Source organism: Rhodanobacteraceae bacterium (genome assembly GCA_024234055.1).
Lineage (GTDB): Bacteria > Pseudomonadota > Gammaproteobacteria > Xanthomonadales > SZUA-5 > JADKFD01.
This window is the reverse complement of the sequence record JACKOW010000006.1, coordinates 35,748-48,904: the sequence shown is the minus strand read 5'-3', so window position 1 is coordinate 48,904 and position 13,157 is coordinate 35,748. Positions and strand designations below refer to the sequence as shown.

General features: G+C 64.3%; 8 protein-coding genes. All 8 read left to right on the top strand.

Annotated features, from left to right (window positions below; translation table 11 throughout):
* The first annotated feature begins 104 nt into the window (after nt 1-104).
* The 8 genes from H7A19_12015 (at nt 105) to H7A19_11980 (ending at nt 13,154) form a co-directional block, all read left to right on the top strand.
* Nucleotides 105-1,664, top strand: a complete 1,560-nt coding sequence (locus H7A19_12015) for a YdiU family protein (GenBank protein MCP5475552.1) — start codon at nt 105-107, stop codon at nt 1,662-1,664.
* A gap of 196 nt (nt 1,665-1,860) precedes the next feature.
* A complete protein-coding gene (locus tag H7A19_12010) occupies nt 1,861-3,873 on the top strand; it encodes a methyltransferase domain-containing protein (GenBank protein MCP5475551.1) in 2,013 nt (670 codons plus the stop codon).
* A 13-nt stretch (nt 3,874-3,886) separates the two neighbouring features.
* Nucleotides 3,887-7,048: a cyclic nucleotide-binding domain-containing protein gene (locus H7A19_12005; GenBank protein ID MCP5475550.1), complete on the top strand. Its 3,162-nt coding sequence runs from the start codon at nt 3,887-3,889 to the stop codon at nt 7,046-7,048.
* Nucleotides 7,045-8,976, top strand: coding sequence for a HAMP domain-containing protein (locus H7A19_12000; GenBank protein ID MCP5475549.1), 1,932 nt, complete (start codon nt 7,045-7,047; stop codon nt 8,974-8,976). Before H7A19_12005 ends, H7A19_12000 begins: the two co-directional genes overlap by 4 nt.
* Nucleotides 8,973-9,380, top strand: a complete 408-nt coding sequence (locus H7A19_11995; GenBank protein MCP5475548.1) for a Crp/Fnr family transcriptional regulator — start codon at nt 8,973-8,975, stop codon at nt 9,378-9,380. Before H7A19_12000 ends, H7A19_11995 begins: the two co-directional genes overlap by 4 nt.
* The gene (locus H7A19_11990) at nt 9,377-10,744 is read left to right on the top strand and encodes a hypothetical protein (protein ID MCP5475547.1); all 1,368 of its coding nucleotides are present in this window, start codon (nt 9,377-9,379) and stop codon (nt 10,742-10,744) included. The genes H7A19_11995 and H7A19_11990 overlap by 4 nt, the downstream gene beginning before the upstream one ends.
* Entirely contained in the window at nt 10,741-12,405 is a 1,665-nt protein-coding gene (locus H7A19_11985; protein MCP5475546.1) for a SpoIIE family protein phosphatase, read from the top strand. The genes H7A19_11990 and H7A19_11985 overlap by 4 nt, the downstream gene beginning before the upstream one ends.
* The gene (locus tag H7A19_11980; protein ID MCP5475545.1) at nt 12,402-13,154 is read left to right on the top strand and encodes a methyltransferase; all 753 of its coding nucleotides are present in this window, start codon (nt 12,402-12,404) and stop codon (nt 13,152-13,154) included. The genes H7A19_11985 and H7A19_11980 overlap by 4 nt, the downstream gene beginning before the upstream one ends.
* Nucleotides 13,155-13,157: the final 3 nt, after the last annotated feature.

The window sequence follows — 13,157 nt, the reverse complement described above, 5'->3', positions numbered from 1 at the left end:
GGCTTCCGGGACTCCCACCGGAAAGCTCACGCCGCGGGCATCACTCTTGCCCTAAGCTGGCGGCGTCCCCAGCTTGCAGTCCTGACCCGGCATCGGAGCCCTGCTTGACCGATCTGCACTTCGACAATCGTTTTCTGGCCGAACTTCCCGGTGATCCCGAGGACAGTCCGCGCACGCGTCAGGTGCACGGCGCGCTGTATTCGCGGGTACAAACGACGCCGGTGTCGGCACCGCGCCTGCTGGCCTGGTCACCGGAGGTGGCGGCTGCAATCGGACTGACCGCAGCGCAGGTCGAGTCTGCGGATTTCGCCGAAGTGTTTGCCGGCAACCGTCTCTGGCCGGGCATGCAGCCCTGGGCCAGCAACTACGGCGGCCATCAGTTCGGGCACTGGGCCGGGCAACTTGGGGACGGCCGGGCCATCAGTCTGGGCGAGGTCATCGGCGCTGACGGCGGTCGCCACGAGCTGCAGCTCAAGGGGGCGGGCCCAACACCCTATTCCCGCCATGCCGATGGCCGCGCCGTGCTGCGCTCCTCCTTGCGCGAGTTTGTCTGCTCCGAGGCCATGCACCACCTGGGTGTGCCGACCACGCGGGCGTTGTCGCTGATCGGCAGCGGCGATGAGGTGGTGCGGGACATGTTCTACGATGGCCATCCGCAGGCCGAACCCGGTGCCATCGTCTGCCGCGTGGCTCCGTCCTTTCTCCGTTTCGGCCATTTTGAATTGCCAGCCGCGCGCAAGGACCCCGAACTGCTGACCAGGCTGGTCGATTTCACGATCTCGCGGGACTATCCGGAGATGACCGGCAGTCCGGATCAGCGGCGCGCGGACTGGTTCATCCAGATCTGCGAACGCACCGCGCGACTGATTGCGCAGTGGATGCGGGTGGGCTTCGTTCACGGCGTCATGAACACCGACAACCTGTCCATCCTCGGCCTGACCATCGACTACGGCCCCTATGGCTGGCTCGAACCCTATGACCCCGATTGGACACCCAACACCACCGATTTCCAGGGCCGACGCTATGCCTTTGGGCGCCAGCCGGAGATCGGCCAATGGAATCTGTCGGCTCTGGCTGGCGCGCTGGTGAGTCTGTTTCCGGATCAGGCGCCGCTGCACCAGGGGTTGCAGCGTTACGCCGAAGTCTTCGGTGCCGAGCATGCGCGACTGACTGCCGCGCGCTTCGGCTGGACCCAGCTGGACCAGGACGATCTGCCGCTGGTGCGCGAATTTCACGCCTTGATGTTCGATCACGAGATCGATCTGACGCTGGCCTTTCGCCACCTCGCTGATCTGGATCTGGCGGCGCCCGAGCTGCAAACCCTGGCACCAGCCTTCTACCAGCCCGATCGGGTTGCTGCCGAAGCAGGGCGCTGGAACCAATGGCTGGGCGGGTATGCCCGTCGCAGTCTCGCCGACCCCCGGCCCGCCAGCGCCCGGGTCGCCGCCATGAACGCTGTCAACCCGCTGTACGTGCCGCGCAACTATCTGGCGCAGCTGGCCATCGACGCCGCAGAGAACGGTGATCTGTCGGTGCTGCACAAATGGATGGACAGCCTGCGTCAGCCCTACACGCTGCAGCCCGGGCGCGAGCACCACGCCGCGCGGCGCCCGGAGTGGGCCAGATCGCGCGCTGGATGTTCGATGCTCTCCTGCAGCTCCTAGTCGCCCAGGCCGGTGTGTCCTGCGGCTGGACGGGTGCGCTGACGATCACTTGCCGAAGGCCGCCAGCGGCCCACGCTTGGTGCCTACCTCCTTATCCCCGATGACAAATTGCAACGATGATGATCTGCAGGCGTCGATTTGGCTAAAAAATGACGCAAGCGGTGCGGTATTTCCTATGCTGAAAGAGCGCTCGACAATGTCGATTGAGACGTGCTCGCAAGTATTCTGGCGACGCACCCCAGCGAAACCAAGCACAGGGCACAAGGCCATTAGCGCAAACCCGCAAGCGGACGGTAACCAGACACGCGTCACGGCATGGTGGGAGCGACCTGATCGCCACTACGATCAGACCGGCCAGCTCTGGCTGGCCGGGCGGCCGGTGGCTGAGCTGGTGGCGACGACCGGCACACCCGCCTATGTCTATTGTGCTGCCAGGGTCAGCCAGAATGTGGCCCGACTGCGCACGGCGCTGAAGAGCATCGGCGCGCCAACGCGGCTGATGTACGCGATGAAGTCCAATCGCTACCCGCCCTTGCTGGCCCACCTGCGTGCACTCGGACTGGATCTGGACGTGACCTCGCCGGGCGAGGTCCGCCATGCCCTGAACAACGGCTTCGAGGTCCGACAGCTGTCCTTTACCGCCGGCTGCCTCAGCCGCGCAGACTATGCGGCGCTCGCCGGCTGGCCGGAGATCTGGATCAATGCCGATTCGCTGACCCAGCTGCGCCGAATCGCTGAAGTGTCCCCCGGGCGGGAGCTGGGGCTGCGCATCAATCCGGCCTCGGCGCTGGGCTACAACGAGCTGGTCAGCTATTCCGGCAGCAAGGCCAGCAAGTTCGGCGTCTATCGCGATCGCTTCGAGGAGGCACTCGAGCTGGCGGCCGGCTCTGGCCTGAATCTGACCGGGCTGCACTGCCACGCCGGTTGCGGATTCCTGACGCCCCAACTGGGCTCCGTCGAGCGCGTCTTTGCCCGCATCTGCGAGTTTCTGGAGGTGGCGCCGCAAATCAAGACCCTCAACCTGGGCGGCGGCCTCGGCATTCCCCTGGTGGCGGCAGACGAAGAACTCGATCTGACCGCGTGGGCAGCGCTGGTGCGCCGCTACTTCGGCCATCGCAAGCTGAAGCTGTGCTTTGAGCCGGGCGACTATCTGGTCAAGGATGCCGGTGCCCTGCTGACCGAAGTCACCCAGGTGGAGCGCAAGGGTGATCGACTCTTCGTCGGCGTCAATGCCGGATTCAACGTCCATCCGGAACCGGCGCATTACCGCCTTCCTCTGATCCCTGCGCCGGCCACGCTGCGACCCGAGCCACCGCAATGTGTCACCATCGCCGGCAACATCAACGAGGCCCTGGACCTGTGGGCCGAGGATGAATCGCTGCCTGCGGTGCGTGAGGGTGATACCTTGTGCTTCCTCAACGCCGGCGGCTACGGCGCCTCGATGGCCAGCGCGCACTGCCTGCGGAACGAAATGACCGAGCACCTCTTGCCCCCTATCCAACCTGGTGGTTTCGACGTCGAGCAGATCAGTGACGCCAATCAGCGTGCCTGGGACGAGCTCTACGCCTCGACCGCCGAACTGGTCTGGGGTCATGAGCCGCTGCCTTTCCTGGCCGGTTTCGCCGAGGCATTCCGGCAGGTCCTGAAATCACCTTCGCGCCTGCTGGATGCCGGCGTCGGCGAGGGCCGCAACCTGCACTTCCTGCTCGATTGTGGAGCCGATGAAGTGCACGCCATGGACGCGTCCACGCATGCGCTGGAGAAGATTCCGGCGTCGCTGAGATCGCAGCTGCAGCTGCGCGTGGGCGATCTGGCCGCCACCGGCTTTCCGGGTGAGCACTTCGATGCCATCACCCTGCTGGACGTGTTCGAAACCCTGCCCAATGCCGAGGCGGTGCTGGCCGAGCTCTACCATGTGCTCAAACCCGGCGGACTGCTGCTCTGCAATATCCCGGGTCATGACGATGGTGTGGCCGGGCAGGACATGCGCGAGATCGGTGACGACAGTTTTCTCTATCAGAGCACTTACTATTATCGTTTCATCGAACCCGAGGCCGCGCAGCTGCTGCTGGAGAATGCCGGTTTTGAAGTGGTGCACTCGGGTCGCCGCGAGTGGCGCGAGGCCCCGCACCCGGGCTTCCGCGACGAAGAACACACGCACGTGAGCCATGTGCTGCTCGTGCGCAGACCGCCGCAGCACCGCGGCTAGAATCGGAAACTGCATGCTGTCCAAGTTTCGCCGTCTGTTTCAGATCTTGCCCGATGAGGGCAGCAAGGTGTTGTGGTTCGCGCTGCTGGCGGGGCTGCTGCAAGCCGGCGTGGCCATCGGTACCGTTGCCGCAGACTCGGTGTTCCTGTCGCAGCTTGGCATCGAGAAGTTGCCGCTGGTGTTCATCTTCATGCCGGTGGTCATGATGGTGTACGCACCGGTGTATTCGGTGCTGATTGCCAAGCTCGGCACCCGGGCGCTGTTCCGGGTCACGCTGACGGTGATTGTCGGCGGCGGCTTGCTGATCGGTTTCGGCGGCGACTACTTCGGTCAGACCGGGTGGTTCCCCTTTGCCATCAAGTTCTACGTGGGCCTGTGGTTCATTGCCCTGTACACCCTGTTCTGGAACTTTGCCGACGACTATTTCTCGATCCTCGACGGCAAGCGCCTGTACGGATTGATTGCCGCCGGCAGTTCGGCCGGATCCATGTTCGGTGGCGGGTTGGTGACGGGACTGTCCGGCATCGTCCCGGCGCCCAAGCTGTTCCTGGTCTGGGCCATCGTGGCCATGGTGACCTTCCCGGTGCTGCTGGTGATCCTGCGGCGCTTCCGCGCGATCTCCGCCGATGACGCCCAGTCCGACGAAGTGCTGTCGCTGCCGGAACTGCTCACCTTCATCATCAAGACCTTCAGAAGCTCACGCTTTGCGCTGGCGCTGGCGATGATCTGTTTCGTCATGGTGGCGCTGACCAGCAGTCTGGAATACCTGACGCTCGGGGTGTTTGCCGAGAACCGCTCTGCCGACGGTCTGGCCTCGCTGCTGGGTGGTCTGTATGCCCTGGCCGGCGCGCTGACGCTGGTGATCAATCTGTTCTTCTTCAACCGCATCGTCGGCCGCCTGGGCGTGGGCAGTACCGCACTGGTGGTGCCCTTCGCTTATCTCGGCTCCTTCGTCTTCTTCTATCTGCACAACGGCTTCGGCGCCGCGCTGGTGGCTTTCTATGCCTATCAGAGCCTGTTCGTGGCGATTGAATTCAACAACATCAACCTGCTTTACAACGCCCTGCCGGGCGGCGTGAAACGGCAGCTGCGAACCTTCATCGAAGCCCTGGCCGAGCCCGCCGCCAGTGCCACCGCTGGTCTGCTGCTGTTCTATTCGGCCACGCACATCGATCCCGACAATCTGGCGCTGGCCGGTTTGCTGGTCGCCTGCGGCGCGCTGGTGATTGCCGCATTCATCCGCCAGAACTACGTGCACGCGCTGGCGGTGAACCTGCGCGCCGACTGGCTCGATTTCGCCAATCCGGAACAGGCCTGGCGGCTGCACCTCAGCAATGCCGATTTCATCCAGCTGCGCAAGATGGCTTTTTCTGCCCGACGCAGCGAGCAACTGCTGGCGGTGGAGCTGCTCTGGCGTCTGCAGGACAGCTCGGCCCGCGCGGCCCTGCTGAATTTCCTGTCCACTGCCAGCGCCGAGGAGGCCGAGCGGCTGCGGCCAGCCATTTCCGAGCTGCTCTCCCACGGCAACACCGATGCCCTGGCCGAAACCCTGCTGTGGCTGGAAAGCGACCATGGCCCGAATGAACCGGAAGTGCTCGACGAGTTCACCTCGACCGGCGCCTTCCCGATGCGGCGTCTGCAGGACTGGCGCCGCTCCGACCACCCGGCGCATCTGGCGGCCATTGCCGTGGCTCGCTGGAATGGCAGTCGCATCAACGAGGTGGCGCTGGCCATCGAACAGGTGGGCAGCCTGCTGGAGGGCGACGACGAATCCCGCCGCCTCGGTATTCGTGCGATTGGAGATTGCCACCAGCCGCGTCACGCCAAGGAACTGTTGCCCTTTCTGAGCGACGGCAACGAGGCGCTGCGTCTGGAGGCCTTGCGCAGTCTGCGCAAGCTGGCATCGCCGGATACAGCTGCCATGATGCCGCACGTGTTGCCGCTGGTGGCCGAAGCCTCCTCGGAAGAGCGCATGTTGATCCTGGCGATTGCCGAGAAGATCAGCGACACCTCGTCGATACCGGCCTTGCTGTGGGCGGCCGAGCATTTCTCGGCCTCCGAGAGTCGCCGACTGGAAGCGCTGATCTGTGGCATGGGTCTGAAAGCCATCCCCGGCGTGATCCACCTGTTGCGCAATATTTCCGCGCCCTTCCATTCGCGCAGTGTCGCGGTACGCGCGCTCAGCCGCCTGGCGATGCCGCAGCTGCTGCTGATCACCGATGAGTTGATCGAGGAGGAGCTCACCCGGGCCCAGCAGGCCGTGATCTCGCATCGCGCGCTGATGGCGGATCCGGGCGCCGGCGTCGGGCAGACGGTACTCACGCGTTTCTATCGCGATGCCGCCGCCGAGGGGCTGGAGTTTGTGCTGGAAGTGCTGAGTCTGGTCGGACGGCTGTCGGATTTCGATTTGATCCGGGCCTCGCTGTCCTTTGCCAATCCACGCGATCGTGCCAACGCCATCGAGACCATCCAGCAGAGCTGTTCGCGGGCGATGTTCCGCCGCATCTGCGCGCTGATCGAGGCCACGGTGCCAGAGTCGGGGCTGCAGGAGAGCGTTGCCGGCGCCGAGCCGATCGATTCGGTGTTGCGGCGAGCCGCACGCAGCAATATCGCGCTGGAGGCCTCGGCTGCGCTGATTGCCTTTCAGGAGCGCAACATCGAGGGTGGCCTGAGCCTGCTGCGTCAGCGTCTGGACGAGCCCGACGGTGGCCGGATCAACGACTGGCTGGTTGCCCTGTTGCCGCGCTTCGCGCAGTCCACGATCAATCTGGAGCTGGAGGCACATCCGGTGGACCGGGTGGCGGCGCTGGTGCGGGCACGTTTCTTCAGTGATGCCCGCATCCTGGCGCTGGACTATCTCGCGGCCCACGCCAGCGAACGCAGCTGGGCGCCGGGTGAGATCGTTTACGACACGGACACCCCCACCGAGGAGTTGTTCGTCATCGCCGAAGGCGAAGTCGAAGTGCACCGCAACGGCGTGGTCCGCCAGGCCACGGCCGGTGCCACTTTCGGCGAACGCGTGTTGATGGGGGATCTGACGCGCAAGGAGCGGGCCGTCTCTGCCGGTTGTCGGGCGTTGGTGTTGCCCGGTGCCGTGGTCATGCGCGCGCTGGAAATCTTCCCGGCCATGGGCGTCAGCCTGTATCAGTTCAAGACCATCTCGGCGGTCTCATGAAACTGACCTTCAATTTCCAGACCCTGATCCTGCTGACGATGACGGTCATTCTGGCCGTTGCCACCGCCATCTGGGGCGCGGCGGTCTATCAGGTGATCTACGACATCATCCTGCGCGGATTCGACCGCAAGCTCGAAGCTCTGAGCGCCGGGGCGGCGGAGTTCACCGACGGCGATGGCCACGCCCAGTTCCAGCGTCCCTACAAGGTTGGGGCCATCTGCGCGGGCGTCGACGGCCAGCTCTACGGGCTCGACACCGAGCGCGGTCTGTTGCTGCGCATCAATCCCGAGGATGGCGGCGCCATCGAGGAACGTCGACTCGCCAACAACGATTGGCTTTCGATCGCCTGCGACAGCGAACAGCCCCGAGTCTGGCTGCTGGCGAGCGACGGCAAGCTGATCAACGAATGGACGCTGACCGAGGAGCAGACCGCCCCCGAGCTGCGGGCCATGTCGGAGGCGGCCGATCAGCTGATCTATCTGGATGGAACCTTGTGGGCGCGCCATGGACAGACCCTGTCGGGGGTCGACATCGACGTGCCGGCGCTGACGCTGGCGCAGGAAGTGGCCACGCTGGCACCGGCACCTGCGCCGGCTCGGTTTGCAGGCCTGGCGGTCGACGAGCAGGCCCTGTTGCTGTTCGATGCCCAGGGCAAGTTGCTGCAGCGCCAGCCGTTGAACCCGGCCGGCTACGAGCTGAGCGGGCTGGCCTGGGTGGACGGGACGCTGTACGCGGCAGCCGAATCGCTGCTGTCGGTCAATCCAGACAGTGGCATCCTCACCGAGAACTTCGCACCCGGCTACTACAGCGAAGCTCACCCCTTCTTCCAGCGCTATGTGTCGGCCTACCAGAACACCCGGGTCGCAGCTGGTCTGACCTTCCTTTACACCGAAGTGCATCTGGGCGCCGACCAGATCCGCTACATCCTCGATGGCTCGGTCGGTGATGACCATTCGCCGCCGGGCTATCTGGATGTGGTTCCGGAAGACTCGGTCGCCGATGTCACCCTGGCACAGAGCCGAGGACAGTCCTTCGTATCCGATATCCGCGAGTGGGAGGAATGGGGGCTGATCAAGGTCTCGGCCGAACCCATCTACAGCAGCAGTGGCAAGATCGTGGCGCTGGCCGGGGCCGATGTGGATATCGGCGTGATTCGCGACAAGACCCGATTTGCGCTGTTTGCGGTGCTCTTTGTCGGCGCCGGCCTGCTGCTGCTGGCAGGATCGGTGTCGTACCGGGTGTCGCAGAGCCTGATGCGCCCCTTGCGCAACATCAAGGATTCGGCCTTGCGCATTGCCGCCGGCTATCACGACACCCATGTGGACTATCCCGCCGGCGACGAGATCGGCAAGCTGGCACAGGGCCTGAACGAGCTCAGCAGCCGTCTGGCGGCGCAGGCGCGGCAGTCGGAGACCTATCAGCGAGCGCTGACCCGTGGGCGCGAGTTGATCGCCCTGGAGCATGCCCTGATCGATATCGGCAACGAATGCGGTGCCGATGCCAACCTGGACATCGAGTGCTCGCGTGAACCGGTCGAGTCCGGCCGCGTGGGTTTGGGTGACGCAGCCTTGTTGTGGCTGGTCGACGACGCGGGCAAGGACAGCATCGAACTGCGCCATCAACGCGTATTGACGCAGGAGAAGAGCCGCGTGCTGCTGACGAATCACACGGCGGAGCGGGGCCTGGATCTGCTGTTCACCAACACCCCCAGCCTGGCCCGTGCCGCCTGCTGGGAACCTGTGCGGCGCAGCCTCGCCATCCGTTGCCACGGGCCATTCCGCCTGCGCCTGCTGGAAGCCGACGGGAGCGAGCGCTGGCTGGACTGCACCGATTCGATGAGCCTGCTGCTGGCGCCCGGTCAGCGCCTGTACTGGCACGACTACTGCGTGATTGGTGGGACCATGGCCACCGCAGGAGCAACCGCATGATGACCCTGGCGGAAAAATTGCTGGCCCTGCACGCGGTGCCGCCGTTCTCGGCGCTGCGCTCGGAAGAGCTGCTGACCATCGCCGCGGCCATGGCCGTACACCGCTTCAAGCCTGGCCACCTGATCTGCGAGGAGGGCGGGGTGATCAACCGCCTGTATGTGAGGGTGTCAGGATCAGCCGTGGGGCCGGACGGCACCGAAATGCAGCCGGTCGTCGGCACCACCATCCTGCTCACCGGCAAGGCTGCCCCGTTTGCCATCACCGCTGGCCCTGAAGGCTATCTGGCGCTATCGCTGCCGCGCGGCAAGTTCTTCACGGTGATCAACGAATGTCCGCTGCTGCTGGCCGGGTTCTTCCGCATGCCGCTGCTGGGCGTCGACTATTCGGGCGAAGCCCGCTCATGACGCTGCGTATCCGCTACTACCTGGCCATCTTGCCGCTGTTCGTGGGCCTCGGGCTGGTCAACAGCCTGCTGGTGTACACGATGGAGCGCAACGAGTTGCGCTGGGGGCTGCGCGAACGGGCCCAGGGCGTGGCCGCCAGTGTGGCCGGCTTCTGGGATGTGATGGGCCCCGAGGACCAGCGCCCAGCCCTGCTCAAGCGCTACAGCCAGCGCCTGGGCGGACTGAGCGTACGCTGGTTCGATCCGGAGGGGCAGGACCAATGGCGCCCGCGCGATCTGTTCTCCGCGCAGGTGGTGTTCGTGCCGCAGCCGCCACCACCAACGGCAGAGATCAGCCGCCAACTTTTGCAGGGTGAGCTCGATTGGACTTTTGTTCCGCAGCGCGAGGAGAGCTGGGATCTGATCGTGGGCTATGCCCCGGTGCGTGCTGCAGATGGCAGCGTGCGCGCTGTTGTCGCCGTCTCGGAACGTGAAACCGGTTTCCGCGAAGCCATGGCATCGTTGCGCTTGCGCCTCATCGGCCTGCTGCTGGCGCTGCTGCTGGCGGGCATTGGCGCCGCCGAACTGATCACCCGCGTGGCCCGCCGTGAACTGGGCGCACTCACCGCAGCGGCCGAGGAGGCCACCCATGGCCGCTATAGAACCCAATTGCCGCCGGGACGCATCCGCGAATTGAACGATCTGGGTGGTACCTTGCTGACGATGACCAGTCTGCTTGCCGACGAAAGTCATCAAACCCGCCGCGCCTTCTTCAGAGCCGAGTTGCTGCCCGGCCAGAGTGAGCTGGCGCTGGGTTATCGCAACTATCTGGAGCATCCGCTGCCAGCGCAATTGGGGCCCGCCAGCTACGCCTTCCGGCGCCTGGGTGCCACCGGAATTTCGGATTTCTGTGGCTGGCGCGAGAGTGCGAGTGGCTGGGTGCTGGTGCTCGGTCGTACTCGCAACAATGCGACGCTGCCCTCGCCGCTGCAGGAACTGATCCACGCCGATGCCGCCCGCGACTACTTGCTGGGCGCCGCTGTAGATCCCATGCACAACCTGAGTTGGGAACAGGCATTGGCCGATTTTCCCTGCGATCGCCTGCAGATCGTGGAAATTGCGGCCGATGGCGACAGTGCCCGCCTGGCCGAACTGGCGCCCGACGGGGCCTCATTGGGACCGTGGACTTCGGTCCGGGGACGGTTGATATTTGGTACGCTGGATGACAACGCCGCCAGCATGGCGCTCGCCTATTCCCAGCAGTTTCCGGATCGGATGCTGGAACAGGTGGCCGATGAGCTCGCCGGACTCATGGCAGCGCGATTCAGCGGCATACTGGTGCTGTGCGATCTCAAGAGCGCCCCTGCAAGCGAGCGAAGTTCATGAGTGCGACCGACAAGCCTACGCCCGCCACTGCCGCAGCCGAACGCATCCGATTCGGACTGCGCTTCAAGATCATCGTCGGCCTGACGATCTTCAACATCCTGGGCACGGCGATCTTTGCCGCCAACCATTATCTGGCGGAAAAGCAGAGCATCATTGCCGGTGTCGAGCAGAAACTGGCGGCTGCCGCGCGGGCATTGCCGGACATGCTGCCGCCCGGCTATTTCGATCGCGCCGTGAGTTCCACTGCGGTGTCTCCGGAGGAATATCGGAAGCTGGTGGATCAACTCTCCAGGTACTGCTCCGATATCGGTCTCAAGTACCTCTACAGTTATACCTATCGCGATGGCGTGTTCTTCACCACCTCCTCCAATGCCACGCCCGAGGAGCTGAAGGACAACAGCTATGCCGCCTACTGGCAGGAGTACATACAGCCCAAGCTCGAGCTGGCCTGGAACACCCAGCAGCCGATCTATGACGAAGTCAACGACGAGTGGGGGCGGGTCTATTCGCTGTTCAAGCCAGGGATCACGGCCAAGGGCACTCGCTACATCGTCGGTGCCGATCTGGCCATCGATGCATTGATCGCAAAACTCGACAAATCGTTGCGCAAATCGATCCTCATCGGCTTCCTGAGCTTCTTCGTGGTTTTCCTGTTCAGCTTCTACATTGGCACCAAACTATCGTCCAAGATCTCGCTGCTGGCGGACTACACCCGGGAACTGGCGGCCACCGATTTTCAGCCGGTGGAGGACCTGCCGCTGCGCCGGCAGATTGGTGCCATGCCAGCGCAGAGTCGCGACGAGATCGCACAATTGGCCAGCTCCTTCATTTCCATGGAGTCGCGGCTCAATACCTATCTGCGCGAGCTGACCGAGACCACGGCCACCAAGGAACGTCTGCACAACGAGCTGCGCATCGCCGGCGACATCCAACTGAGCATGCTGCCGCAGGGCTTCAAGCCACGATTGCATGACGACGGCCGCCTGGGCGTGGATCTGTCGGCAGCCATCAAGCCGACCAAGGAAGCCGGCGGCGATCTCTACGACTACTTCTACCTCGATGACGACCATCTCTGCTTCGCCATCGGCGATGTCTCCGACAAGGGCATGCCGGCAGCGCTGTTCATGACCGTCGTGATTTCGGTGCTGCGTGCGCGCTCAACGGCAGAGCATATCGGCCGGCCGGACGAGATCCTGCGGCAGACCAACGAGTTGCTGATTCCGCAGAATGCCATGTGTCAGTTCGTGACTCTGTTCCTCGGCATCCTCAACGTGCGCACCGGTGAACTGGTCTATTCCGATGGCGGCCACAATCACCCCTTCCTGCGCCGGGCTGGCGGCAAGCCAGAGATGATGGCCTTCGACGGCGGCGTGGCTCTGGGCATCATGTCCGGCGCCAGTTACCCGATCTATCGGACCACGCTGGCAGCGGGCGATGTGCTGTTCCTCTATACCGATGGCGTTACCGAGGCCATTGCAGCCGACCAGAGCTTCTATACCGACGAGCGCCTGGAACGGGTGTTGAGCGCGATCGATGCCAATGAGCGGGCGATGGTCTGGGTGGAAACCAGCATGCAGAGTGTCTTCGACTTCGCCGAGGGCCACCATCAGGCGGATGACATCACCGTGATGGCACTGCGCATCCTGCCCGGGAAGACATGAGTCGGCCAGCCGATCCGGTCGGCGATGAACTGCTGCAGCTGGCGGCCCGCGGTGATCCGGATCAGCTGGATAGCTTGCGCCGACGAGTGGAGGCAGGCGAGGCACCGGCCTACGCGGCCGGTTTCCTGAGCTTCGGTGGTCGCCGTTTTCACATCGACCCGCGGGCCTTCATCACCGATCCGGAAACCTGGTGGCTGACTGAAGTGGTCCTGGAGCAGGGGCGCGGGTTTGCGGCGCAGGGTCGGGTGCCGCAGATCCTGGAATTCGGTGTGGGCGCTGGCACCCTGGCCATCACCGTGAAGCTGGCGCACCCGGATTGGTCGGTCAGCGGCATTGATATCGATGCGGCAGCGCTGGAGCTGGCCGTCGAGAACGCCCGACTGCATGGCGTCGACATTGGCCTGGTCCAGAGCGACTATCTGAGCGCCTGGCCGGCCACCCGTCGGGCGCCGGACCTCATCTTCGGCGATCCGCCCTGGGGCGGTGCCGAGGATCTGTACGATGGCGAGCGCGATGAGAACTACTACCTGCAGATGCCGCAGCTTTCCGCCTTTCCACCCGGCGGCGAGCGCACTGGCATTCATGATCGTCTGATCCGCAGCGTGGTGGAACGCGGCTGGGACTCGACCATCATTCTCAACTACGGGGTTCTTCCCCACGCGGTCATCGCGCAATCCGCCGCACCACTCGGACAGTGGTCGCTGGCGCATCCACAACCTGGCATCAGCGTGCTGATCGGCAGGCGCTAGCCC

Excerpts from the sequence above, each read along its gene's own strand:
- H7A19_12010 (MCP5475551.1), top strand. The coding sequence starts at position 1,861 with ATGTCGATTGAGACGTGCTCGCAAGTATTCTGGCGACGCACCCCAGCG.
- H7A19_12005 (MCP5475550.1), top strand. The coding sequence starts at position 3,887 with ATGCTGTCCAAGTTTCGCCGTCTGTTTCAGATCTTGCCCGATGAGGGC.
- H7A19_12000 (MCP5475549.1), top strand. The coding sequence starts at position 7,045 with ATGAAACTGACCTTCAATTTCCAGACCCTGATCCTGCTGACGATGACG.
- H7A19_11995 (MCP5475548.1), top strand. The coding sequence starts at position 8,973 with ATGATGACCCTGGCGGAAAAATTGCTGGCCCTGCACGCGGTGCCGCCG.
- H7A19_11990 (MCP5475547.1), top strand. The coding sequence starts at position 9,377 with ATGACGCTGCGTATCCGCTACTACCTGGCCATCTTGCCGCTGTTCGTG.
- H7A19_11985 (MCP5475546.1), top strand. The coding sequence starts at position 10,741 with ATGAGTGCGACCGACAAGCCTACGCCCGCCACTGCCGCAGCCGAACGC.
- H7A19_11980 (MCP5475545.1), top strand. The coding sequence starts at position 12,402 with ATGAGTCGGCCAGCCGATCCGGTCGGCGATGAACTGCTGCAGCTGGCG.